The sequence below is a fragment of the Priestia sp. SIMBA_032 genome, from assembly GCF_046535215.1.
In the GTDB taxonomy this organism is placed as follows: Bacteria; Bacillota; Bacilli; order Bacillales; family Bacillaceae_H; genus Priestia; species Priestia aryabhattai.
In genome coordinates this window covers 289,630-314,737 of the sequence record NZ_JAWRXD010000002.1, presented here as the reverse complement: position 1 = coordinate 314,737, position 25,108 = coordinate 289,630, and the positions used below count along the sequence as shown (strand labels likewise).

Here is a 25,108-nt window from a genome sequence, read left to right as displayed (position 1 = left end):
CCTTTAGTTCATTCCATCCTTTAAAGGAGTGAGGAAATTGTTTTTATTAGACTATCTAGATCATACAATTAAAAAGTTGAGATCCCAAGCGGCAAACTCCTTAACGATTGTTAATTTAAGTTTAGGAAGCTTTGCTATTTTATTTGTCATGAAAAATGAATTGAACTTAAGTTTATTACTAATTTTTTTAGCAGCGTTAGCAGATCGATTCGACGGCATGGTAGCCAGAAAGCTGCAAATTGAATCTGAACTTGGAAAACAACTGGACTCCATGTGCGATATTATATCATTTGGCATCGCTCCAGCTCTACTACTTTATCAAAGTATTTTGTCTCACTTTGGTGCTGCAGGTTCAATTGTAACCATCTGTTACATTGCTTGCGGAGCGCTTCGTCTTGCCCGCTTTAACATCACAGAAAATACTGGGTATTTTACAGGGCTTCCTATTACCGCAGCAGGTTGTTTATTAACTCTTAGCTACCTAGGCGTCCCTTATTTGCCTTCACACTTTTATATGTTTTTGATTATCGTACTCGCTTGCTTGATGATTAGTACTTTCAAGCTAAAAAAAGTATAGAGCTCCATTTACTTTTGCGGAGGCATATTATCGTCTTGCTACTTTTCTTAATTATAGAATAAATCATCTTCTTTAAGAAACAAAGCGAAAATTCCTTAAGAATTCTTAAAAATGAATGGTTCTATTCGGTAGGATATGTCACCTAAAAAAACTCATGCACACGCATGAGTTTTTTTAACACCAGCAGCTAAAAAACCAATAGAAGCTTCCGAAAATTAATAACAGGACAAATAGAACAATCAACAATCCAAGTCCCCAGCCGAAGCCTCCCCCACATGGGTATGCTGGATAATTAGGATAACAGCAGCCTCCATAACCGTACATACTCTCTCCCTCCTTACACTATGAACTACTACTAGCGTATGTACATACTTTTTCCCTGTATAGGCTGGTAACTATCTCTAAAGAAAAATCTGCGGACTTTTTCAAACTCTCTTGTCCCGGGGGGAATTTTAAACGTACAGGCAAAGACATCCTTCTTTTTACATATAGTGTAATGTTAGTCTCTCACAGGTTGATATCCCCTTATGGAGGTGAAGAGATGTCTGCATTATTTACCGCACTAGGCTATTTCTTTAAAGAATTGGTTTTCCTTGTTTCCTACGTAAAAAACAATGCGTTTCCTCAACCCTTGTCTGCTGCTGAAGAAAAGAGATATTTATCTTTAATGGAACAAGGAGATCAAGAAGCGCGAAACCTTCTCATTGAACACAATCTCCGACTCGTTGCGCATATTGTTAAAAAGTTTGAAAACACAGGAGAGGATGCGGAAGATTTAATTTCAATTGGGACAATCGGTTTAATTAAAGCAATCGAAAGTTATTCTCAAGGAAAAGGCACAAAATTAGCTACTTATGCCGCGCGCTGTATTGAAAATGAAATATTGATGCACTTGCGAGCGCTCAAAAAAACAAAAAAAGATGTGTCGCTGCATGATCCAATTGGCCAAGATAAAGAAGGAAATGAAATCAGTTTGATTGATGTATTAAAATCAGAATCAGACGATGTAATTGATATGATTCAACTAAATATGGAATTAGAAAAAATAAAAGAATACATCGATATCCTCGATGATCGAGAAAAGGAAGTAATTGTTGGCCGCTTCGGTTTGGATCTGCAGGATGAAAAAACCCAGCGAGAAATTGCAAAAGAATTAAATATTTCAAGAAGTTATGTTTCGCGAATTGAAAAGCGAGCGCTGATGAAAATGTTTCACGAATTTTACAGAGCCGAAAAAGAGAAAAAAAAGAGCGGAAAGAAGGAGAATTAATCCTTCTTTCCGCTCTTTTTTTAAAATAATTTCCAAATGATAATCCGCAGCAAACACATCATTACTCCCCCTACTAGTCATTTAGGTGGAATCTTTCTCCACAAGCAGCCATACAACGATATATCCTTTTTGATTAATCATCATTCATCCACTCCTTTCCACTGTTCAAATTAGAAATGACGATAAAATTCATACTTGCGGTCTTTTATTTCTTCTTCTAATTGTCTTACATACTGTTCATGCTTAATTTCTTCCTCTGAGTATTGACGGGACTTTATGGTAATAGTTAAAAAGAAAATATTCAGTGTCATTACAATCACCTCCTTATACAAAAAAAACCACAGTTATGCATAAGCATCCTGTGGCTGAAAAACAATAAAAACCACAGGGCTACTATTCGCACCTGTGGTGAATTAACGTGTTTTAACGATCAAGGTAAGAAAGTTACTTGATACAGGAACACGGCCGAATAGTATACGTATATAGACGATTTTTGAACATAGCCCAAACTGAATGATCCATACCTGATAAACGTCTTAACATATGACTCGACCTCCTTTTAATAAAGTATTTTCCTTACATTGGTAATTATATCCACGTACTCATAAAAAGTAAACTGTTTTTTTGAAAAATAGGAAATTTTTTTATTTTTTTCAACCCTCATAAAAAAAAGACGATGAATAATCGCCTTTTTATATCTATTATTCTTTTTCTTTCATTAATTCTTTTTTTAGTTTTTTAGTTTGATAACTAAAATAAAAAGCAAGGGCGGTAAAAAGAATAACAATCGCTTCCATTATTCCAAGCTGTATATCGCTTTTTTCACCTTGGCCAATCATAACACCAATATACAAGAATGTACTTACGGCTAGAAGGACGTAAATAAAGCGGCTGTAATCTTCAATTTTTGCTTTGATGTGTTGAGCTTTCATACAATCACCTTCTCAGTAGAATGTTATAACTCTACTTTATCATAGATCTATAGGTCTATAAAAATCCTATTTTTACCACCTTCATTTCAATGCTCTTTCTAAGTCTTCAAGTAAATCTTCTACATCTTCAAGACCTACAGAAATACGAATTAATCCATCTGTAATTCCTAGTTCTTTACGTCGGTCGCTCGGTATAGAAGCATGAGTCATTTTAGAAGGAATGGAAATGAGGCTTTCGATGGCTCCTAAACTTTCTGCTAATGTAAAATACTTCACTTTGCTCAGTACGCGTTCCACTTTCTCTTCGCTTCCCACATCAAACGAAACCATTCCCCCAAAACCTCTTGCTTGCTTTTTAGCAATGACGTGGTTTGGGTGGGTTTTTAATCCTGGATAATATACTTTTGTCACAGCAGGATGAGCAAGTAAAAATTCTACGATTTTCCCAGTGTTGAATTCATGTTCTTCCATTCGTATTCCTAATGTTTTAATCCCCCTCATTAAAAGCCAAGAATCCTGAGGTCCTAAAATGCCTCCAGTCGCATTTTGAATAAAATGAAGGTCTTTAGCTAATTTAGGCGAATTCACAACTGCTAGCCCTGCTACAACGTCACTGTGGCCACCTAAATACTTAGTCGCACTGTGCAGAACAATATCTGCGCCTTTTTCGATAGGATTTTGCCAATACGGCGTAATGAATGTGTTGTCAACGATGGTAAGTAAATGGTGTTGTTTAGCTACTAAAGAAGCATGCTGCAAATCAGTAATTTTTAGAAGAGGATTCGTTGGAGTTTCAATAAAAATGGCTTTTGTGTTAGGGCGAATTTCTTTCTCGATGTTTTGGATGTCACTTGTATCAATAAAAGTAGCCTCAATGCCGATACGGCTTAGCACTTTTGTGATCACTCGATACGTTCCTCCGTATACGTCATCTGTAATTAACACATGATCTCCGCTGTTAAACAGCATGAAAACGGCAGTAGTAGCGGCCATACCAGAGCCAAACGCAAATCCAGCATACCCTCCTTCAATTTCTTTAATAAGTTCTTCCAGGGCGTGCCGTGTAGGGTTACCGGTTCTCGAATACTCATATCCCGTATGTTTTCCTGCTCCCTCTTGTTTATAAGTACTCACTTGATAAATAGGAACAGAGACAGCACCCGTCTGTTCATCGCCAACAATTCCACCATGAATCAACTGTGTTTTACGTTTCATCTTATCTTCCTCCACTGTAAATATTTTTACTTAAGTACCGTTCACTGCTATCAGGAAAAATCGTGACGATATGAGCCCCTTTTTCTGCATTTTTCGCTTCGATTAGAGCTGCTTCGAAGGCTGCTCCTGAAGAGCTCCCTACTAGTAACCCTTCTTTTAAAGCCAGCTCTTTCACTCTTTGAAAAGCATAAACATCTTCAACAGTATGAATAGTATTAAAATAAGACCGCTCCATATAATCAGGGATGAACTCCATTCCAATTCCTTCAGTTAAGTGAGGGCCCGATTTCCCTCCGTTTAAAATTGAACCTTCTGGCTCAACAATGACTGTTTTTAGAGAAGGATTTTTTTCTTTCAAAAATTTCGCTGTACCCATAAATGTTCCCCCTGTACCTGCTCCAGCTACAAACACGTCAATTTTCCCATCAAGCTGTTCATATATTTCTGGCCCTAAGGTTTTGTAATAAGTCATAGGATTAGCCGGATTAGCAAACTGCTGAGGACAATAAGAACCAGGTATTTCACGCAGCAGCTCTTGAGCTTTGTTTATAGCACCTTTCATGCCAGCTTCAGTAGGTGTTTGAACCACCGTTGCCCCCAAAGCCTTCATGAGCTGCTGTTTTTCAATACTGAATTTTTCTGGAACACATAGTATGACGTTTATTTCGTGCTGCAGAGCAGCTAAAGCCAGCCCGATCCCCGTATTCCCAGCAGTAGGCTCAACCACCGTTCCGCCTCGCTTCAGTCTTCCAGAGCCAAGAGCTTCTTGCAGCAGTTCTTTTCCTAAACGATCTTTTACACTTCCTCCTGGATTAACGTATTCCAGTTTGGCAAATATCCTGATTTCCCTAGGTAAATCAAATTGTGTAATCTCAATCATAGGTGTGTTTCCAATCAATTCATGAACGTTTTTGGCTACCTTCATAATCTCAAACACCTCGCTATCGAAATAATATAACTTAACCCATAAACAAAGTAGGAATTGAGATAAAAATATAGTCTACACCCCATGTTATGAAAAACGATGCAGAGTGTAGACGAAAACAAACTCTATATTTTATGAACAGCTTATTTTAATTTTGTAATAAAATTCAATACTAATTTCGTTGAATTAACAGCTGCTTTTTCTAAAAATTGCTCAAAAGAAATATTTGATTCTTTGCCGGCGATGTCAGAAAGAGCACGAAGAATAACAAACGGTACGCCAAATTGATAGCATACTTGAGCAACAGCCGCTGCTTCCATTTCAGCTGCATAAAGGTCTGGAAACTTAGAGCGAACAAACTCTACGCGCACAGGATCGTTCATGAACGAATCTCCTGTAGCAATTAGTCCTTTTACAATTTTCATATCCGTTACTTCAAGAGCGCTTTCTTCAGCAAGACGAACTAGTTTTTCATCTGCTTTAAAAGCTGCAGGCAAGTTTGGCACTTGACCATATTCATAGTTGAATACCGTTACATCTACATCATGATGGCGAACTTCTGTTGAAATAACCGCATCCCCTACGTTTAACTCTGGATGGAAACCGCCTGCTGACCCTGTGTTAATAACGTAATCAGGTTTGAACTTCTCTAGTAAAAGGGCTGTAGATAACGCCGCATTTACTTTTCCAATACCTGATTTTAATAATACAACCTCGACACCGCTGATTGTTCCTGTTGAGTATTCACATCCTGCGATTACTGTTTCTTGACGATTCTCAATTTTATCGCGTAAAATCGTCACTTCTTCTTCCATTGCTCCAATGATTGCTACTTTCATTTTAAAACCTCTTTCTACTATTGTTTCGTTGCCTCCAATACCCACACAAAGTGATTAAATTGTGTAAAGGTTATGTGAAAACCATTGCTTTCAAAAATTTGCTTTAAGACGGGAATCGTTGTATAGTATTCCCTCTCTAGATCTTCTGCTAGTTGCGTATACCCTTTTTGTTTTGCCTGAACAATGGTATCAGCAAATGAATCCGCTGTTTCAAACATTGTATCAGCAAACACTATTTTACCACCGGTTTGAAGTAACTTTCCATAGTTTATCACAGCTTCTTCTTTTTCTTTATCTGTTAAATGATGAAATGCATACGTACTAACTAAGCTCTCTGCTGGAAACAAAGATGTATCAAACTGTAAAAAGTCTCCTGGTGTGACTAAAACATCTGCCCCTAATTTCTGGTGTGCCAATTGTCTCATTGGCACTGACGGCTCAATTCCTACTACCGTAAGTTCTTTTTCTAAAAGTTTTTTTGTTAAGTTTCCAGTGCCTGTTCCAAATTCTATCACATGCCCTATTGAACGGTCTGCTACATATTCTAAAATTTCATTATAATTGCGAAACACTTCTCTATACTGTTCATCTTTCCCGCTTACCGATGCATCATACTCATCCGCCCACTTTTCAAAGATATCTAAAAACTCTAGACCCATAAAAAAACGCCTCCTTATAACTAATATTTCTTATGGATATAGTATGTTTTTAGTTATCGTTTGTTCTTCATTTATAAATATTTTAAGCTTTTAACTTTCTATTTGCTATACTATAGTAATGAGGTAAGGAGGCCGTAAGATGAATTTTGAATTTGAAATGATTGAAGATAAAATAGAATTTTTTGAAGCGCCTGATGTTAAAATGCTTGAAAAACAAATTGCTGAAAAAATTGATCAAAATAAAGCGATTTTACTTGAGGTGCATAGCGTATCTCATCAAATGTCTGTGGACTATGAACAAGGTAAAAAACTGTACTCTGCAGTTGTTCATTTCAAAATAAAAAAGCAGCGCTAGTGCGCTGCTTTTTTATTGAAGCTTATCCACTACTGCGGGCTTCCAGCCTTCTCCATCTACCCATTCAATTTGAACGCGGTATTTTGTTGATGAGTTGCCTTTAGGACTAACCGTAGCTACGGCTTTACCTACGCCACCGTTATTCCCTAAACGCCATACGGTCATGTTGCTTGGGCTAATGCCTGACCCTTCGCCTACAGCTTTTAGCATTTCGTTCCAATCCGTTGATCCTTTTTTATATGTTGCTGCAGGTGCATCTTGTGACGTACCTACTGAATCCCATGAAGGATCTACCTTGCGTTCTGCCACGCCAGGCTCTGGATTTTTCTCTACTTCAGCCTGTGAATCTGAGTCGTTGGATTCTTCATCTGTTGCTTGATCATCTTCAGAGCTTTGGTCATCTTCAGAACTTTGATCGTCCGTTGCTTGATCATCTGTCGCTTGATCATCTTTCGAAGAATCATCTTCTTTTTTAGCCGTCTTGTCCGTTTTTTGGTCATTTGTTTGCGGATTGTTTTGATTTGTTTCCGCTTGGTTATCCGATTTATCCTTGTTTCCAAGAATCATCGTACCACCGACAAATACAATTAAAACTGCTACGACAGCAATTAACAGATTATATAATCGGTTTACTTTTTTTTCTTTGTTTTCGTGTCTTGAAGAACGATTGTTATTCATTGCTACAATTTCCTCCAACTTTTATAATGCTTTATTCTAACATGTGTTTTCTTATACATGAAGCATCAAAATTTATTTGAAGTATATTTGTAATATTTTTTACAAATTCTTCTTGTTTTAACGTGTATTTAAGTCATACATCCCTTTAACAATATCATAAAATACGCTGTTTGTGGGAGATATCGCACTTTTTGTATTTAAATCCACTACTACCATTGCATATTTTGGATCATCTGCAGGAAAGTAACCCGCAAACCATTTATTGACGGTATCGTCTTTCACATTGATTTCAGCAGTTCCTGACTTTCCTGCCACTTCATAAGGAAGCGTTTGAAATCTTCTTCCTGTTCCTTTTTCGCTCTGTACGACACCTTTTAAAAGCTGCTGCATAGAAGCAGCTGTGGCTTTATTAATGGTATCTCCCTTTAGCTCATGCTCTTTAAACGTATACAGTGACGTGTTGTTTTTATAGTCCAGCGCATCTACCGCTTTTACCTGCTTCTTTTCTCCTCCGCGTGCAATTGTCGCCATCATATTTGCTACTGCAAGCGGAGTCACTTTTACGTCAAGCTGTCCAATTGCCGTTTGCGCTACAGCATTTGGTACCTTTTTTTCTCTATCATTTGTCCAAACTCTTCCCGATTTTTCTCCTAAAAACTGCTTAAAATGTTCAAAGTGAAACACATCACCCGTCCATCCTACAGGCTGAATAAGCCCTAACTTATCAGCATATTGTTCAAGGATATTCGGATTAGATATAATCATTTCTTTTGCTAGCTGGGCAAACGTTGCATTACAACTTTGCGCGAAGCTTTCTTCAAACGTCAGCTGCCCTTTTTGATGATCTTCTTCTACATTATTGCCATAAATACTTTTATCGCAGTTATAGGTAAAAGAAGGCTGAATTTTATTTTGTTCAAGCGCTGCAGCTGCTGTTACGGTTTTAAATATAGATCCAGGAGTTTGCGGCGTCAGCAAACGATTTTCTACGCTGTCTGAACCGTTTTGTTTTTTAAATGGATCTTTCTTATTAATTGAAGGCCTGCTGGCCATAGCAATTACTTTATTGTTTTTTATATCAATTAAGACGGCTCCTCCGTCTTTTAACTTATAATGATTTAATGTATTCTCCACTAGCTCCTGAGCAGACAAATCAAGCGTCGTACGCACGCTGACTGGATAATAAGGATTAGCTGTGCCCGTATATTTTACATCGATGCCAAACATGGGCCCACCTAGGCGATCAACATGATAAAGAAGCTTAGACTCTTGTTCAGGCAGCAAAAACTCGTCAAAAGCCCTCTGCATCCCTGAGATACCTACACGCGTAGTTGATTTAATGGCTCCATTTTTCAATTTATCACTGTACTTCTCTTCAATTATTTGTTTGCTTTGTGCCTCTAGTCCGATTAAATGTTCAGCAAGAGGAACTGGACGCTCATCTTTTAAAGGAATTCCAAACACGCCAGGTACCTTTAATGCATTTATTTTTTCGACTTGTGCATGGGATAATTCTTTTGTAATAACAACCGGTGTTTTAGCATTCGCTAGTCTGTTCGTTAGTTCCCGTGGTTGTATCCCCACAATTTCGCTTACTTGCTGAACGGGCCACTTCATTTTTTCTAAAAATGGAAACAGGACTAAGCGATTATGCGTGATAGATGTTAAAGACTGGCCATTTTTATCTTCAAATTTCCCTCGCCCGTCGTCTACCAACATTTCCTGCGTACGCTGTTTTACGCTTCCTTCAATTAAGTTAATATTTTTATCAGTAAAAGATTCTGTGCTGACAAGCTGGAGTTGAACAAGCCGTGCTCCCAGTCCACTAATTAATAATAAAATAAAAATAAGAGTAATATAAATTCGCTTGTGAATTATTTTCATGACTACACCTCACTCTTTACAAGTGTCGACGTTGCCATTACTTTTAAAACCATTATCTTAAGAAATATTCATTCTTTTTTTCATTTCACAAAAAAACTTGCTGATTCAGCAAGTTTTTATTATTCATTTTCCATTAAAAATTGTTGAGTTGTTCGTAGCTTTCCTATTTTCGGAAAGATGTAAGAAAGAGTTGCTTCATGCTCTTCTTTTGTAAATGTCGCCATGGCATCCGTGACAAAAATTTGGTTATATCCATACTGAAATGCTTCACGAGCTGTGCTTTCCACACCAATATTTGTTGCAATTCCGCAAAGGACAATTGTATCAATTCCTCTTCGGCGAAGCTGAAGGTCTAAATCTGTCCCAAAAAAGGCTCCCCACTGACGTTTTGTCACAATGTAATCAGTCTCTTGAACATTAAGTCTTGGGTCGAATTCCGCCCAGTCTGCAGGTCTTTCTTGAGGAGCAGATGGCTTTTGATCCGTTTCTGGCGTCAACGCATCTTTTCCATCTTGAAAATCTACTCGTACAAAGCTAATAAATCCATTTTGTTCGCGGAAACGATTCACAAGCTGAACAGATTTCTCTACAATTTCGTCTCCTCCAATTGGAACAATCCCTTTTTGTAAATCAATTAAAACAAGCGCTGTTTTAGTAAAATCGATATCTTTCATCTTCATCTTTCCTTTCTTACATATCTTTTATATTCTCTCCGTTTTTTAAAATCATATAAAAAAAGCTGACGCGTGTCAGCTTTTTTACTTACGAGCGTTCAGTAGAACGCTTCCAACCATATGTTTTACTTAACAGATACAATTTTCACTGACATATCTCCACCAGGAGTTTGAACAGTTACTTGATCTCCAATTTGTTTGCCCATTAGACTTTTAGCAATTGGCGAATCATTTGAAATTTTCCCTTCAAATGGATCTGCTTCTGCACTACCTACAATTGTATACGTTTCTTCGTCACCATCTGGCAACTCTACAAATGTTACAGATTTACCTAATGATACAATAGAAGAATTTTCTACATCTTCTTCAATAATTTTCGCATTGCGAATCATATTCTCAAGCGTTGTAATACGGCCTTCCACGAAAGCCTGCTCGTCTTTTGCAGAATCGTACTCAGAGTTCTCCGATAAATCTCCAAAACTGCGGGCGATCTTGATACGCTCTACAACTTCTTTACGTTTTACTGTTTTTAAATATTCTAGCTCTTGCTCTAGCTTTAGCTTTCCTTCTTCTGTCATTGGAAATACTTTTTCTTGCGCCATAATCCCTTCACTCCTTCTTGAACTCAAAATCTCTAGTGTATACAGTCGATTTCTGTATGTACAAAAAATTTTCCACTCTGTGGAAAAATCAGTTAATAGAGAAATGACAGCTTCAAAATAGAAGCTGCTCGTTTCTCTATTCTTTATAATGTTTGTGTTTAGTTAGCAGAATATGTCTGCATTGTCTTCAAAAAAATTCCTGCATCTATGCTATGTTATTATAAAATGGCATTTTGTTCAAGAATTGTTTGAATTTTAGTGACCATCAAGTCAATCGCTACGTGGTTTTGACCGCCTTCAGGAATGATAATATCTGCATAACGTTTTGTTGGTTCCACAAACTGATTATGCATCGGGCGAACGACAGATACGTATTGATCAACAACTGACTCAAGCGTACGCTCTCGTTCTTTAATATCACGAAGCATACGACGAATGATACGAAGATCCGCATCTGTATCTACGTATAGCTTGATATCCATTAAATTACGCAAGCGCTGATCTTCTAGTACAAGAATACCTTCTAAGATAATAACATCTTTTGGTTCTTCTTTAATAACCTTCTCAGAGCGCGTATGAATTGCGTAATCATATACCGGTTTGTCAATGCTCTCATAATTTAATAAGTTTTGCAAGTGTTCAATCAGCAAATCATTATCAAATGCTAGAGGATGATCGTAATTTGTTTGCAAACGCTGTTCAAACGGTACATCGCTTTGATCTTTATAATAATAGTCTTGCTCAAGAAGCATAATAGAATGCCCTTTAAAATACTCATAAATAGCTTTGGTTACAGTTGTTTTACCAGAACCGGATCCACCAGCGATACCGATTACAACGGGCTTTTTCCCCATTTTATATTTAAATCCCCTTTCGCATCATGTTATATGAAAATAGAGGTTGGTCCACTTTAAATTTCACAATTTGCAGCGGATGACGCGCAGCATCTAGTTCATTGCCATCTTCGTCCCAAATTTTATCTATTTTTTGCGTAAAGTTTTTAATTTCCGGACCGAAAAATTCCACTTCTTCTCCCGGTTTAAAATAGTTACGCTGTTGCAATGTCACGATGCTTGTTTCTTCATCATAATTCAATACTAAACCAGCAAAATCAAATTTTGTTTTCTTGCCGTGTACGCCAAACATTTGCTCGTCCACTCCAGGAACTCCTTCAAAAAAGGCAGGAGCCGTATCGCGGTTTGCACATTTGTCTAGCTCATCAAGCCATTCTTTTTGAATCACAAAATTCTCAGGATCTGCACAGTATGCGTCAATCACTTTGCGATATACGCTAACCACTGTTGCGATATAGTGAATCGACTTCATACGTCCTTCAATTTTTAAGCTATCAATCCCCAGCTCAATCATTTGAGGGATAGATTGAATTAAATTTAAATCTTTTGGACTCATTGCAAACGGATCGTCTTGCTCATCAAATAAAGCCGTTTCCGTTTTACCGGCTTCTACTTTAAATAAATCATAGTCCCAGCGGCATGATTGACAGCAGCCTCCGCGGTTTGAATCACGCGCTGTCATATGGTTACTTAGCACGCAGCGGCCTGAATAAGCAATACACATCGCTCCGTGAATAAAAGCTTCAATTTCAATATCCACTTTTTCTTTCATTTCGCGCATTTCTTCGGCACCCGTTTCACGAGCAAGTACGACACGTTCTAATCCTTCTTCTTTCCAGAACTGAACGGCTTTCCAGTTTGAAAGTGATTGCTGCGTACTTAAATGTACTTCAAGCTTAGGTGCAACGCGTCGACAGGTTTCGATAATTAACGGATCAGCTACAATGATTCCAGAAACACCAGCGCGCTCTAATCCCATTAAATAATCTTCAAGTCCGTCCATATTTTCATTGTGAGCAAAAATGTTTGTTGTAACATAAATACGTGCGCCGTATTTGTTTGCAAACTGAACACCTTCTGCCATTTCTTCAAATGTAAAGTTATCTGCATTTGAACGAAGGCCAAACTCTTTTCCTCCGATAAATACAGCATCTGCTCCATAGTGTACGGCAACTTTTAATTTTTCAAGGTTACCGGCTGGAGCTAACAACTCAGGCTTCTTAGTAATAACTCGTTTACCTTCTACTACAGTATCGATTTGAACAGCCATCGTTTGTACCTCCTTTGTTTATCTTTCTTTGCAAGCTTTTTAATATACCGTTTCTTTAAAGAAAAACCCTGTGTCTAACGGACGGTTAATTGGCTGCAAGCTTTCAATTTCTTCTAACAAATCGTCTTTAACGTTTTCATATTCTTCACGGTCATCTACACACAAATCAATCGCTTGACGATATTTTTTTGTTACTTCTAAAATATATTGCGGTGACTTTAATACGCCGTCAATTTTGAATACATCTACTTCAGCGTCAATCATTTCGGAAAGCTCATCGATAATGCACATATCATTGGGACTCATAATGTGCGTTCCATTTTCATCTTCGAAAATTGGATACTTATTGTTTCGCTCATTATCAAGTAAAAACATATCTTTTTCTACTTTACGATTTTCAATTTCCATGACTTTTCCTTGATACTCAAAGTAGTTGCCGAGAAGTGAACGTTTCGATTGGAACATACACGTCATGCCATGCACCTGAACTTCAATTTCTACTTCGGCTTTTTCTTTGATATCAATGATGCTATCCATGCTTAGCTCACGAGCAAGAACTGCACGCTTAGCTCCTTTGCGGCCCCAGTAGTTACATGCATACCAGTTTGTTCCCGTTGTTTCAGTACTCCAGTGCATCTTCATTTCTGGAGCTGTTTCACGCACTGCCATTAATACAGCAGGATCTCCAAATACAATCGCATCTACGCTTGCTTCTTTTAAGAATAAAATATATTCATTTAATTCGGCGATTTTATCATTGTGAAATAATCCGTTCATCGCTACGTAGACTTTTGCATCATGCTGATGAGCAATATTTACAGCTTCTACGATATCTTCACGTTTGAATTCACCTGCTAAACGCAAACCGTAGCGCTGTTCACCAACCATAATAGCTGTTGCTCCAGCTTTTAGTAATGATTCGATTTCCGAAACTGCAGTTGGTGTCACTAATAGTTCTGGTTTTTTCATTCTTGGTCACCTCTTTTAATACTAATCGCGATTCCGTCTCCAATAGGAAGAATAGTTGTATAATAATCGGGATGATTCATCAGCCACGTATTGTATGCCTGAATTTTTTTAATTAAGCTGCGGCGTCGACGTGTTTCTACTTCCGCCAAATCGGTCGCTACGTGACCTTTAAATAGTACGTTATCCGAAATAATCATTCCTTTAGAAGATAGCATCGGCTCATAATGTTCGAAAAAACGCTGATACTGACCTTTAGCTGCATCGATAAAGACTGCATCATAAGGACCATGACGTTCAATTTCATCTCTAAGCTCAAGTGCATCTCCAAACAACGACACAATTTTATCTTGTTTTCCCGCCCGTTCAATAAATTCTTGCGCTTTTTGGTAACGCTCTTCATTCCGTTCTACCGTAACCACTCGTGCTTCTGGAAGCGCATGGGTCATTCGAATAGACGAATATGCAATCGCTGTTCCAATTTCTAATATATGTTTTGGCTGATGAAGACGAAGAATTTGCAATAGCGTTTCAACACCAATCAATTCCATAATCGGAACGTGATGTTCTTTTGCATAAGCTTCCATTTCTTCAATAAGCTCCTGGCGCTTAGGAATAAGCTTTTCCACATACTGCTCTACGTTTTGTAAAAGCAAAACACTTCCTCCGTTCTCAGAAGTACATTTTACATTATGTTTTCATAACGTTTCATTACTGCAAAATAGTAAGACAACTAGTCTATTATAAGTTTTTTTCGTTTTTACGTAAACCCGATATATTTTAACATAAAAGATGGGGAATGCGAAGTATCGCGATTCCCCAATTTTAAATTTCTAATTATTTTTCGGTATTTTGCTTTTCTTTACCTGTAATATGCTTGGCTTTTTCTTTGTTATGTTCTTCTAACGTTTTGGTAAAAATAACTTTTCCTTCAGGTGTAGCCAAGAAGTATAAATAATCTGTATTGGCTGGATGCAACGCAGCTTTGATTGACATCAGCCCAGAGCTGGCAATTGGTCCTGGAGGCAACCCTTTTACTTTATACGTATTGTAAGGAGAGTCCACTTCTAAATGCTTATAGAACACCCGGTCTTTATGCTCTCCTAGGGCATATAAGACGGTTGGATCCGTTTGAAGAGGCATGTTTTTTTCAAGGCGATTATAAAAGACGCTGGCAATTTTTTCTCGGTCGACTTTCGCAGTCGCTTCCTCTTCAATGAGAGAAGACATTGTTAACAGTTTATGTGCACTGAATTTTTTCTTTTCCATTTGCCCACTGTACTGACCTAATACATTATTTGTTTTCCCTACCATTTTATCCAATATTTCATCTAACGACACATTTTTATCATAAAAATCATACGTAACGGGATATAAATAACCTTCTAGCGGATGTTTAATATCTTTTTGCATCACTTCATCCGTTACTAAATCTGGATACTTTTCTTTCATTTTATTGATGAATGCCTTATCGTCTAGCTTTTTCATGACTTCGTCTTTTGTAAACTTTGTATTTTTAGCAATGATATCAGCAATTTCGACAAGCTGGCGTCCTTCTGGAATAGTGACACGAATATCAGGTTGTTTTGAAACCTCGCCTTTTTCCATTTTTTCAACCATTTCCCCTAAGCTCATGGAAGGAGAAAATAAATACGTTCCAGCTTGAAATCCAGATACATGGGTTAATTTTACGTAATAGCGAAATGCACTTTTACTTTTAATTAAATCTTCTTTTTTCAATACCGTACCAATTGATTGAACGGAAGAACCTTGTGGAATGGTCACATTTACTTTTTTATTGCTGTTTCGATCCACGGGTGTTAAGCGGGATTGAGCATAGAAAAATGCACCGCCAGCAAGTAAAAGAAGTACGATAATTGTAATAAAAATAACTCGTTTTTTCCTTGAACGATTAGGTGGTAAAAATGTTTGTTGCGACAAGCAGCTTCCTGGTTAAATCTACTTCTGTAAAAGAAGATACAACCAGTTTCACCTCTTTTCTTCTTGATTTTTTGTAAGTATGAACAGAGAGGATACATGAGATTGCGATTCATTCGTATCTCCTATAGGTGTGAGATGGTATCGCTTCCTTAAACTATCGCCTCTCCTAATTTTTTTCCATGATTTATGTTATTGTCTGCCCAAAGTCTAGTTTCATCCGTTCAAACAATGAATTCTTTGATTAAAATGCACTCTCACACGCAGGAATTATTATACTACAATTTATCTCATTTTTCGTCATTATCATACAATCTCCCCTAAGAATGCAAGGAAAAACCTTTTTATATCTAAAAAGAACAGCCGCTATGTAAAAAAAAGCTGATAACGATTGTCATCAGCTTTTTCACTATAATTATTCGCCTTCTTCGTCAAGGAATGTGTTAACCATTTCCTCAACCATGTCCCACTCTTCTTCTGTTTCAATCGGTTGAAGCTCGCCGTCTTGACCGTCTTCACTTGGTGTGAAAGCAGATGCATGAATTTCAATTTCTTCTTCATCATCTTGGTCTGCTCCGATTGGGTAGTAAATTACATATGATTTGTTATATTGATCAGAATCAAATGTGAATAAAATTTCGCATAGCTGCTCATTTCCATTCTCATCGACGATTGTAATTTTATTTTCTTCTACGCTCATGTTTGCACCTCATTTTATATTGTAAGCTCTTAGCTTAACTTTTTCTTCAGCGAAAAGCAAGCTGTTCAGTTATTTCACTTCCCTTTTACGTACAAAAGAATATGCAAAAGGGAAAGTCATAACTTGTTAGCTTAAGCAAAGCCTGCTGCTTTTCTTATTGCTTGCTGTCTAAGTATCCTTGAAGAATCATAACAGCTGCCATTTTATCGATTACTTTTTTGCGTTTCTTGCGGCTTACATCGGCAGACAGCAGTACTCGCTCTGCTGCCATCGTTGACAAGCGCTCGTCCCACATCATCGTTTCAATGTTAAGTTTTTCTTTGACGTTGCCAGCAAACTCGATGCACGCTTCGCCTCGAGGGCCAATCGTACCATTCATATTTTTAGGAAGACCCACTACGATTTTCTCTACGGAATATTCGTCAATTAACTGTTGTAAACGAGGATATGATTGCTCCATCTGCTCATCTGCAATTTTAATTGTTTCAATTCCTTGCGCTGTCCATCCCATTTCATCACTAACTGCCACACCAATTGTTTTGGTTCCTACATCTAATCCTAATACGCGCATTTATGAATCCTTTCGATGCTGTTGTAAATAAGATTTAACAAGTTCTTCAATGAGCTCGTCTCGCTCTAACTGGCGAATTGTGTTTCTCGCATCGTTATGACGAGGAATGTAAGCAGGGTCTCCTGATAACAAATACCCAACGATTTGGTTGATCGGGTTGTAGCCTTTTTCTTGCAGTGCGTCATAAACCGTAAACAATACTTCATGTACGTTTGTTTCAGCTGGCTCATCTTGAAAATTAAATTGCATCGTTTTATCAAATGAACTCACGGTCCCACCTCACTCTCTTAATTTGTGAACACATTGTGCACTATGCTAAGTCTTATTTATATTGTACACCAAGAAAGAGGAGAATTAAACGGATTTAACCCATTCTTCTACAGTGCCAAGTGCTTTTTCAATTTGGCTAGCGTCTTTTCCTCCAGCTTGCGCCATGTCAGGGCGTCCGCCTCCGCCTCCGCCGCAAATCGTCGCTACTTCTTTGACAAGTTTGCCAGCATGATGGCCTTTAGCAATTAAATCTTTTGTTACACCTGCAATAATATTTACCTTTTCACCTTGTGGAGAAGCTAATACGATCACAGCAGATTCTAATTTTTGTTTTAAATCGTCAACCATCGCACGAAGGTTATTCATATCCGTTGCATTCACTTTCGCCGCTAGTACATTCACACCATTAATGTTTTGCACGCGGTCAACGAGATTGCCAGCTTCAATATTGCCAAGCTTTGTAGATAGTGAATCATTTTCACGCTGAAGATTACGAATTTCTTCTAGTAATCCTTCAACGCGCCCTACTAAATCGCGCGGGTTGGATTTTACTTTTGCCGCAGCTTCTTTTAGTAAGCCTACTTGATCATTCATTAACTGATAGGCAGCTTTTCCAGTTACAGCTTCAATACGTCGAGTACCTGCACCGATTCCAGATTCTGATACAATTTTAAATAAACCGATAACAGATGTATTTGGTACGTGACATCCACCACATAATTCTAAGCTGTAGTCGCCTACTTGTACTACGCGCACGATATCTCCGTATTTCTCACCAAATAGCGCCATTGCACCCATCGCTTTTGCTTCGTCAATTGCTTTGTTTTCAATTTGTACAGAGATGCTGTCCCAAATCTTTTCATTAACGATTTGTTCAATTTTCTCAAGCTCCTCTTGTGTCACTTGACCAAAGTGAGAGAAGTCAAAGCGCAAGCGATCCGCTGTTACTAAAGAACCCGCTTGATTAACATGCGTTCCTAACGTATCTTTTAGGGCTTGATGCAATAAATGCGTTGCCGTATGGTTTTTCACGATCGCACTGCGGTTTTCTTCATCAAGCGTCGCCTTGTATGTTTCACCTTTTACAAGCTCACCGCTTGTTACAGATACCGTTTGGACATTTTGGCCGTTTGGCGCTTTTTGAACGTCTTTTACTTCCGCTGTTCCTGCAGCGCTTTGGATCGTACCTTGATCCGCAATTTGACCGCCGCTTTCTGCGTAGAATGGCGTTTGGCTTAAGATGACTTGCGCTTCTGTTCCGGCTTCAGCACGGTCAACAAGCTCACCTTCTACAATAATTGCTTCAACAACTGTTTCTACTTCATTTCTATCATAGCCAACAAACTCACTTGCAACGGTTACTTCACCAAGTACGCCGCCTTGAACTTGCATAGAACTAGAATCTTGACGAGCCGCACGCGCACGCTCACGCTGTGCTTCCATTTCACGTTCAAAACCTGCATGATCAATTTTCATGTTCTCATCTTCTGCATATTCTTCCGTTAATTCAACAGGGAAGCCATACGTATCATATAAACGGAAAACATCTTCGCCTTGTACCGTATCACTGTTTTGCGCTTTTTCTTTTTTAATAACAGTTGCCAAAATAGCTAGTCCGTCATTTAACGTTTCGTGAAAACGCTCTTCTTCATTTTTTACTACGCGCTGGATAAAATCCGTTTTTTCCTTTACTTCCGGATAGAAATCAACCATGATTTCACCTACTACCGGCACTAGCTCGTACATGAACGGACGATTAATGTTTAACTTTTTAGCATAGCGAACTGCTCGGCGTAACAAACGACGCAGCACATACCCGCGGCCTTCATTTGAAGGAAGCGCACCATCACCTACAGCAAATGTTACCGTACGAATATGGTCAGCAATGACTTTAAATGCCGTATCTTGCTCATCATTTGTACGATATTTAGCGCCTGAAATGTTTTCTGTTGCTTCAATAATTGGCATAAACAAATCTGTATCAAAGTTTGTTTGCACATCTTGAATAACAGAAACCATGCGCTCTAAGCCCATTCCTGTATCGATGTTTTTCTTTGGAAGCGGCGTATACGTACCATCAGGATTATGATTAAACTGAGAAAATACAAGGTTCCAAATTTCTAAATAACGCTCATTTTCTCCACCTGGATATAATTCCGGATCAGTTAGGTCATTTCCATATGCTTCTCCGCGATCATAAAAGATCTCCGTATTTGGACCACTCGGACCTTCTCCAATATCCCAGAAGTTACCTTCTAAACGGATGATTCGCTCTTTAGGAACGCCCATTTTTTCATTCCAGATCTTAAATGCTTCTTCATCTTCAGGGTGAACTGTTACAGATAGCTTATCTGCGTCGAATCCAATCCATTTATCGCTCGTTAAGAATTCCCATGCCCATTGGATTGCTTCTTCTTTGAAATAATCACCGATAGAGAAGTTACCAAGCATTTCAAAAAACGTATGATGGCGAGCCGTTTTACCTACATTTTCGATATCGTTTGTACGAATAGATTTTTGCGCGTTACAAATACGCGGATTTTGAGGAATAACACGACCATCAAAATATTTTTTTAATGTAGCTACTCCACTGTTAATCCATAATAAAGATGGATCTTCATGCGGAACTAAAGATGCGCTTGGTTCTACATCATGGCCTTTTTCTTTAAAGAAATCTAAATACATTTGACGAACTTGTGCTGACGTCAGTTTTTTCATGATTGGTCCTCCTTTAATACTCTTCTTATTTATAGACAAAAAAATGATGACATAAAAGCATCTATTTTCTCTGTGTCCAAAAGCAATTGCAAGTTATTTGCACACAAAAAAACTCTCATCCCTGTAGCAGGGACGAGAGTTGAACTCGCGGTACCACCCTGATTATAAATGCCAAAAGCATTTATCACCTTCATAGCGTTAACGTTGCTGACACGGCAGGTTTTAGCCTGCACTCTGGACTAGCGTTCAGCTGCTCTTTGTTTAGCGCTTCTTTCAGCCAAGGAAGCCCTTCTCTAAAAACCAGTGTGCAACGTACTCGATCCATCATTGTGTTCAAAATATGTAGCGTTTTCTTATGGCGATATTATGACAAATTAACCGCTCTTTGTCAATGTTTGAGCGTATAAGAACGGATATGCAAAATAGATATTTTAACGACTGCTAAAATTGGCACGGCCAAAATAAGACCCAATACTCCCCCAAACTCTCCTCCTAAAAGGAGCGCAAGCATGATAAACAAAGGATGAATATGAAGGCTCTTTCCTACGATAAGCGGAGACAGCACATTTCCTTCTAGAAACTGCAGCACAAAGATAATAATGACAATGGTAATAACCAACTTTATCGAGATGGTGGCTGCAATAATAGCTGCTGGAACCGCACCAATAATCGGTCCAAAATACGGAATAATATTCGTTACGCCAATAATAAAGCCTAAAAGAAGTGCATAAGGTACATGAAAGAACCACAGTGCTGCTGTGGCAATTACACCAATAATGAGACAAACAAAAAATTGCCCTCTGATATAATTGCCGAGCGATTCATTCACATCCGATAAAAAACGTTCGCCTGGTTTGTGCCACTTTTTGGGTGTGACATAAGCTGTTGCTTTCTTAATAGCGGAAAAATCCTTCAGCATATAAAAAACAATAAATGGAATAATGATTAAAATCAAAAAAGAGGTAATCAATGATTTTAATCCTTCCGCCACTTTTGTAAGCCACACGTTGAGCGTAGCCTCTACATCATCAATGCTGCCTTCAATTTTCTCATGTACACCGTTTGGAAGTGAAGTTGTACGATCATGAATTGATTCTACCCAATGTCTATATGTATTCGTAAAATGAGGCAGCTGTTCGTTTAAATCTTTTACTTGTTCCACAAAAATAGGATACGACTTATAGGCTCCAAACCCGATTCCTCCAAAAAAGATGATGTAGATCAGTAAAATAGCTAGAGGACGAGGCACGCCTTTATCATGCGTTTTTTCAATAAGCGGATGAAGTAAATATGTAATGAATGCTGCAATAAAAAAAGGCAGCAGTGCTTTTAAAAACATGTAAATAACAGGAAGCCATAAAAACTGGACTTTAAAAAAGACTAATATGCACAGCAGTGCTAATAGCAGCAGTCCGAATCTATAGAACCATTTGAATGAACTATCTTTCAACGTAAACTCCTCCTCTCTTCTATTTTTTGATAAAGAAAAGAGTTTATACATGCAGTTGTATCTTCTGCCTGCAAAAAAGCACTATTGCAGCTCAGTGCAATAGTGCTTTTTTTATTAGTGAATAGCTTTCATCATACGTTTACGCATTTTTTTCATATTTCTTTTTGTAAACATCTCTCGATCATCTGCCATTTTAAATGCATAAGCTCCAAGACTGAAAGCGACTACTGACGGAATGATTCTGCCCATTGCTCTTCCTCCCGGTAAAAAAGAATTAGAAATTGATTGTGCGCTCGTCGTCTGAGAACAAATCATCAAGCGAGCTCAATGTTCCATCTTCTTCTACTTGGTGAGTATTAATTTGTCCTTTTGAAATAGTCATTTCAATAAAACAATTCCAGCAGTAATACTGATTTACACCAATTTTGCCAACGTCAATACTTTTACAGTTTGGACATTTAAACAAAGTCGACACCTCTTTATACGTTCTACTTATATAAACGCATTATGTCCACTTCTTTCCATGTCCATACTTTATTTTCTGACAATTAGCAAAGAAGGATGGCAACAAAGGAGTTTATTTAACTCTTTGTTAGCATGCGAAAGGTTACAGGAAATCATACGGCGTAACGTTTTCCATCCCAATATTTGCATCTTTCATAAATGGAATTTCGGGATCTTCTATGTCGTTATCCAAGCTTTCTCGAAGTAAAGGCTGTAAATTCGTCTGGCGAACGCTGTCTTCATTCCGGCTGACTCCAAGCTGAAACGCTTCGTCTTCGCCGCATAAAATTAAAAACTGTTTGCTTCGCGTAACGGCGGTATAAAGTAAATTGCGTCGCAGCATCCGGTAATAGCTTTTGACAATTGGAAGCACAACGATGGGAAACTCACTTCCCTGTGATTTATGAATGGAACAGCAGTATGCATGAGTTATTTGATTAAAGTCTTGTTTTGTATAAGTTACTTCGTTTCCTTCATATGAAATAACCAGCATATCCTGTTTTTCCGTATTTTCTTTGGCAAAGAAAACTGAGACGATTTCTCCCATATCTCCGTTAAATACGTTGCTATCCGGCTGATTTACAAGCTGCAGTACTTTATCTCCGACTCGGTACGTAATATCTCCGTGCTTAAGCTCTCTTCTTTGCTCAGAAGCCGGGTTAAATAATTCCTGAAGAACTTCATTCAGTTTATCAATCCCTGCAGGACCTTTATACATAGGAGCTAGAACTTGAATATCTTTAGCCGTATAGCCTTTTTTTAACGCATTCCCGCAAACTTGTTGCACGACGTTCGTGATGTGCTGTCCTTGACAGCGAATAAAGGAACGATCTCCTTGTTGCCTCGATAAGTCTTCCGGAAGCTTTCCTTTTTTTATTTCATGAGCTAAATCAATAATCGACGATCCTTCCGCTTGCCTGTATACATCTGTCAGACGGACGGTAGGAACTACTTCTGAACTCAGTAAATCTTTTAACACCTGTCCCGGACCTACTGAAGGAAGCTGGTCTTCGTCTCCAACTAAAATAACCTGTAAATTAGCAGGAAGAGACTTAAACAGCTGATGAGCAAGCCACAAATCTACCATTGATACTTCATCCACAATCAGTAATTTTCCGTCAATTGGATTCTCCTCATTATGGTCAAATCCTTCTTGTCCGTTCCATTTTAATAATCTGTGAATCGTAACTGCCGGAAGTCCCGTCGCTTCGCTCATTCGTTTAGCAGCTCGTCCCGTAGGTGCCACAAGTAAAACAGGAAAAGCTTCATCTTTTTTATAGTCCCCTGGATTTAACGAACATCCGTGAAGTTCTGCATAAAGTTCGACTATTCCCTTAATAACCGTTGTTTTCCCAGTACCTGGTCCACCTGTTAAAAGAAGCATTGGAGACATTAAAGCGGTTTGTATACCCTTGCGCTGAGACGGTGCATATTGCACGTCTAATCGCTCTTCTAGTTCACCCAGAGCTAGTAAAAATTCTGATTCTGGAAACTGCTCTTCATACTGCGTTTGAGCCATAATTTTTTGAATAGCTTTAACTACCCCTTTTTCAGCATAGAAAAGGGGAGGAAAATAAATTTTTTCGTCTTGAATGATAAGCTTTTTGTCTGCTTTTAATGCGTCCACTTCTCTTGTAAGATCCATTTCAGACAAATTTTCATGTCTGCTTTTTCGAAGAAGCTCTGCTGTTTTTCTATACAGCTGATCTGCCGTGACGTATACATGTCCCATTTGATTGCATTCTTGCTCAATGACGTATAAAATACCTGCACGCAAACGATCAGGATGATTGGTTGCCATACCAAGCCTCTTTCCAAGTTCATCAGCCCTGCTAAAGCCAATACCTTGAATATCTTCTACGAGCTGATAAGGGTTATTTTGAACAATTTCAAGCGCTTCTTGTTTGTACGCTTGGAAAATCTTCATCGAAAGCTGCGGTCCAAATCCGAGGTCTGTCAGCTTTACCATTACTTCTTCTAACCCTTGATGTTCACGAAGCTGCGTGACTAAAGCTTCTGCCTTGTCGGCTGAAAGCCTCGGAACCTCTTTTAGCACAGACTCATTTTGCAAAATACGAAAAATAGCGCGTTCTCCTAGGGCGTCTACAATGTTTTCAGCGGTTTTTTTACCGATTCCGTGAAATAAATCGCTTGATAGGTACTGAACAACCCCTTGCCTTGATTGCGGAAGTTCTTTTTTAAACTGTTCAACATGAAACTGCAGACCAAACTTTGGATGCTCTTTGAAGTCCCCGTAAAACGTGTATACTTCATCTTCATTCAGCTTAGGAAAATAGCCTGTAACGACCGTTTCTTTATCTTCAATCTCTAAATTTGTTTTTTTGATCCGTATCCGCGTAACGTTATATAAGTTTTCTTCGTTATGAAAGACCGTTACAATTGACGTGCCGCTTATATAGTGACGTTCTGGCTGTGAAGGGTTCACTAGTTCTTCGTTCATGTTATCCTTCCTTTACCCGCTTTCTTAATGTTCTAATGTAGACAGAACTTGTTTAGCATTTGCTGCCATTACGTGATCTGGCTGCACGTTTAAAGCTTCATCTAACATCTCAATCGCTTTGTCCTTATCATCTTTCATGGCATACGCTACGCCCAAATTATAAAAAGCATCGGCATGTTCTGGCTCTTGATTGACTACCTTAAGAAATTCAGCAATCGCTTCATCTACCATTTCGAGCTGTGCTAAACAAAGACCGTACTGAAATTTTGCTTCTACGTCATGTTCGTTTAGTTCTACCGCTCGCTGAAGATAAGGCATCGCAAAACGAATTTCTTCCATATGAAACAGCGTTAAACCAAGCATAAAGTACGCATCGGATGAATCTAAGCCTTTTTTGATTGCTAAATCAAAGTAATGCTTTGCCTGCTCAAGCTGCTCTGCATTAAAATAAATATTTCCTGCTCCGTAATACGCTGTTGCCGTTTCTTCATCTAATTCAATCGCACGTTCATAAAATTTCAAAGCACGATCCATCTCACTAACAGCCGCTAACAAATTGCCAAAATTCACATACACAATTGGATCTTTTGGATTATCTTCAATTGCTTCTGAAAATGTTTTAGCAGCCTCTTCAAATTTCCCTTCCTGCATATACTGAATTCCTAGCTGATTTTTATCTGTCATTTTTTCGTTCACTCCACTGTTTTAGTTATGATTTAAAAGATTTTCACCTCATGAAAATCTAGAATATGTAAGTTATTAGTTTACCCAATAAGTAAAGTATATCATAGAAAAA

At 38.3% G+C, this 25,108-nt stretch carries 28 protein-coding genes; 3 read left to right on the top strand and 25 right to left on the bottom strand.

Going from position 1 to position 25,108, the window contains the following annotated elements:
• The first annotated feature begins 37 nt into the window (after positions 1 to 37).
• A complete protein-coding gene (gene pssA / locus SB717_RS07505) occupies positions 38 to 577 on the top strand; it encodes a CDP-diacylglycerol--serine O-phosphatidyltransferase (protein ID WP_013059266.1) in 540 nt (179 codons plus the stop codon).
• A 174-nt stretch (positions 578 to 751) separates the two neighbouring features.
• Here pssA and SB717_RS07500 read toward each other — a convergent pair whose 3' ends face one another.
• Complete coding sequence (locus SB717_RS07500; RefSeq protein WP_014458166.1) at positions 752 to 901, bottom strand: hypothetical protein; 150 nt, start codon at positions 899 to 901, stop codon at positions 752 to 754.
• 217 nt (positions 902 to 1,118) lie between these two features.
• Here SB717_RS07500 and sigK point away from each other — a divergent pair, with 217 nt between their 5' ends.
• Complete coding sequence (gene sigK / locus SB717_RS07495) at positions 1,119 to 1,847, top strand: RNA polymerase sporulation sigma factor SigK (RefSeq protein ID WP_013059268.1); 729 nt, start codon at positions 1,119 to 1,121, stop codon at positions 1,845 to 1,847.
• A gap of 170 nt (positions 1,848 to 2,017) precedes the next feature.
• Here the strand turns inward: sigK and SB717_RS07490 are convergent, their stop codons facing one another.
• The 6 genes from SB717_RS07490 to SB717_RS07465 all read right to left on the bottom strand — a co-directional run bounded on the left by SB717_RS07490 (position 2,018) and on the right by SB717_RS07465 (position 6,417).
• Positions 2,018 to 2,158 carry a YrzI family small protein gene (locus tag SB717_RS07490; RefSeq protein WP_014458165.1) on the bottom strand — a complete coding sequence of 47 codons (141 nt, stop codon included), beginning with the start codon at positions 2,156 to 2,158 and terminating at the stop codon, positions 2,018 to 2,020.
• 390 nt (positions 2,159 to 2,548) lie between these two features.
• On the bottom strand, positions 2,549 to 2,779 hold the full coding sequence (locus SB717_RS07485; protein WP_074677573.1) for a YrhC family protein: 231 nt from the start codon (positions 2,777 to 2,779) through the stop codon (positions 2,549 to 2,551).
• 81 nt (positions 2,780 to 2,860) lie between these two features.
• Positions 2,861 to 3,994, bottom strand: a complete 1,134-nt coding sequence (locus SB717_RS07480) for a bifunctional cystathionine gamma-lyase/homocysteine desulfhydrase (protein WP_410903527.1) — start codon at positions 3,992 to 3,994, stop codon at positions 2,861 to 2,863.
• 1 nt (position 3,995) lies between these two features.
• Entirely contained in the window at positions 3,996 to 4,919 is a 924-nt protein-coding gene (locus SB717_RS07475; RefSeq protein WP_074677577.1) for a PLP-dependent cysteine synthase family protein, read from the bottom strand.
• Between the two features lie 143 nt (positions 4,920 to 5,062).
• Positions 5,063 to 5,758 (bottom strand): 5'-methylthioadenosine/S-adenosylhomocysteine nucleosidase, encoded by a 696-nt coding sequence (gene mtnN / locus SB717_RS07470; RefSeq protein ID WP_074677579.1) that lies wholly within the window; start codon positions 5,756 to 5,758, stop codon positions 5,063 to 5,065.
• Between the two features lie 17 nt (positions 5,759 to 5,775).
• A complete protein-coding gene (locus SB717_RS07465; RefSeq protein WP_098622819.1) occupies positions 5,776 to 6,417 on the bottom strand; it encodes a class I SAM-dependent methyltransferase in 642 nt (213 codons plus the stop codon).
• Between the two features lie 139 nt (positions 6,418 to 6,556).
• On the opposite strand from SB717_RS07465, the gene SB717_RS07460 reads away from it, so the two are divergent.
• Positions 6,557 to 6,772, top strand: coding sequence for a YrzA family protein (locus SB717_RS07460; protein ID WP_033579671.1), 216 nt, complete (start codon positions 6,557 to 6,559; stop codon positions 6,770 to 6,772).
• 12 nt (positions 6,773 to 6,784) lie between these two features.
• Here the strand turns inward: SB717_RS07460 and SB717_RS07455 are convergent, their stop codons facing one another.
• The 18 genes from SB717_RS07455 to SB717_RS07370 form a co-directional block, all read right to left on the bottom strand.
• Entirely contained in the window at positions 6,785 to 7,450 is a 666-nt protein-coding gene (locus tag SB717_RS07455) for a YrrS family protein (RefSeq protein WP_098622818.1), read from the bottom strand.
• Between the two features lie 117 nt (positions 7,451 to 7,567).
• Complete coding sequence (locus SB717_RS07450) at positions 7,568 to 9,334, bottom strand: peptidoglycan D,D-transpeptidase FtsI family protein (protein WP_074677585.1); 1,767 nt, start codon at positions 9,332 to 9,334, stop codon at positions 7,568 to 7,570.
• A 119-nt stretch (positions 9,335 to 9,453) separates the two neighbouring features.
• Complete coding sequence (locus SB717_RS07445) at positions 9,454 to 10,014, bottom strand: isochorismatase family protein (protein ID WP_410903526.1); 561 nt, start codon at positions 10,012 to 10,014, stop codon at positions 9,454 to 9,456.
• A 119-nt stretch (positions 10,015 to 10,133) separates the two neighbouring features.
• Entirely contained in the window at positions 10,134 to 10,610 is a 477-nt protein-coding gene (gene greA, locus SB717_RS07440) for a transcription elongation factor GreA (protein WP_013059279.1), read from the bottom strand.
• Positions 10,611 to 10,828: 218 nt separating this feature from the next.
• Positions 10,829 to 11,464 (bottom strand): uridine kinase, encoded by a 636-nt coding sequence (gene udk / locus SB717_RS07435; RefSeq protein ID WP_028411675.1) that lies wholly within the window; start codon positions 11,462 to 11,464, stop codon positions 10,829 to 10,831.
• Positions 11,465 to 11,471: 7 nt separating this feature from the next.
• Positions 11,472 to 12,734, bottom strand: coding sequence for a peptidase U32 family protein (locus SB717_RS07430; protein ID WP_410903525.1), 1,263 nt, complete (start codon positions 12,732 to 12,734; stop codon positions 11,472 to 11,474).
• A gap of 39 nt (positions 12,735 to 12,773) precedes the next feature.
• Positions 12,774 to 13,703 carry a peptidase U32 family protein gene (locus SB717_RS07425; protein WP_410903524.1) on the bottom strand — a complete coding sequence of 310 codons (930 nt, stop codon included), beginning with the start codon at positions 13,701 to 13,703 and terminating at the stop codon, positions 12,774 to 12,776.
• On the bottom strand, positions 13,700 to 14,356 hold the full coding sequence (locus SB717_RS07420; RefSeq protein WP_013059283.1) for an O-methyltransferase: 657 nt from the start codon (positions 14,354 to 14,356) through the stop codon (positions 13,700 to 13,702). The genes SB717_RS07425 and SB717_RS07420 overlap by 4 nt, the downstream gene beginning before the upstream one ends.
• 181 nt (positions 14,357 to 14,537) lie before the next feature.
• Positions 14,538 to 15,641 (bottom strand): endolytic transglycosylase MltG, encoded by a 1,104-nt coding sequence (gene mltG / locus SB717_RS07415; protein ID WP_074677591.1) that lies wholly within the window; start codon positions 15,639 to 15,641, stop codon positions 14,538 to 14,540.
• A 412-nt stretch (positions 15,642 to 16,053) separates the two neighbouring features.
• A complete protein-coding gene (locus tag SB717_RS07410) occupies positions 16,054 to 16,338 on the bottom strand; it encodes a DUF1292 domain-containing protein (RefSeq protein WP_013059285.1) in 285 nt (94 codons plus the stop codon).
• Between the two features lie 154 nt (positions 16,339 to 16,492).
• Complete coding sequence (gene ruvX, locus SB717_RS07405; protein ID WP_410903523.1) at positions 16,493 to 16,909, bottom strand: Holliday junction resolvase RuvX; 417 nt, start codon at positions 16,907 to 16,909, stop codon at positions 16,493 to 16,495.
• Positions 16,910 to 17,179 carry an IreB family regulatory phosphoprotein gene (locus tag SB717_RS07400; protein WP_013059287.1) on the bottom strand — a complete coding sequence of 90 codons (270 nt, stop codon included), beginning with the start codon at positions 17,177 to 17,179 and terminating at the stop codon, positions 16,910 to 16,912.
• A gap of 84 nt (positions 17,180 to 17,263) precedes the next feature.
• Entirely contained in the window at positions 17,264 to 19,897 is a 2,634-nt protein-coding gene (alaS, locus tag SB717_RS07395; RefSeq protein ID WP_074677593.1) for an alanine--tRNA ligase, read from the bottom strand.
• A gap of 388 nt (positions 19,898 to 20,285) precedes the next feature.
• Positions 20,286 to 21,347 (bottom strand): AI-2E family transporter, encoded by a 1,062-nt coding sequence (locus tag SB717_RS07390; RefSeq protein ID WP_074677595.1) that lies wholly within the window; start codon positions 21,345 to 21,347, stop codon positions 20,286 to 20,288.
• Positions 21,348 to 21,461: 114 nt separating this feature from the next.
• A complete protein-coding gene (locus tag SB717_RS07385; protein ID WP_074677597.1) occupies positions 21,462 to 21,596 on the bottom strand; it encodes a YrzQ family protein in 135 nt (44 codons plus the stop codon).
• A 25-nt stretch (positions 21,597 to 21,621) separates the two neighbouring features.
• Positions 21,622 to 21,813 carry a hypothetical protein gene (locus SB717_RS07380; protein WP_013059292.1) on the bottom strand — a complete coding sequence of 64 codons (192 nt, stop codon included), beginning with the start codon at positions 21,811 to 21,813 and terminating at the stop codon, positions 21,622 to 21,624.
• 141 nt (positions 21,814 to 21,954) lie between these two features.
• Positions 21,955 to 24,312, bottom strand: a complete 2,358-nt coding sequence (gene recD2, locus SB717_RS07375) for an SF1B family DNA helicase RecD2 (protein WP_074677599.1) — start codon at positions 24,310 to 24,312, stop codon at positions 21,955 to 21,957.
• A gap of 24 nt (positions 24,313 to 24,336) precedes the next feature.
• Positions 24,337 to 24,996: a tetratricopeptide repeat protein gene (locus tag SB717_RS07370; protein ID WP_013085089.1), complete on the bottom strand. Its 660-nt coding sequence runs from the start codon at positions 24,994 to 24,996 to the stop codon at positions 24,337 to 24,339.
• Positions 24,997 to 25,108: the final 112 nt, after the last annotated feature.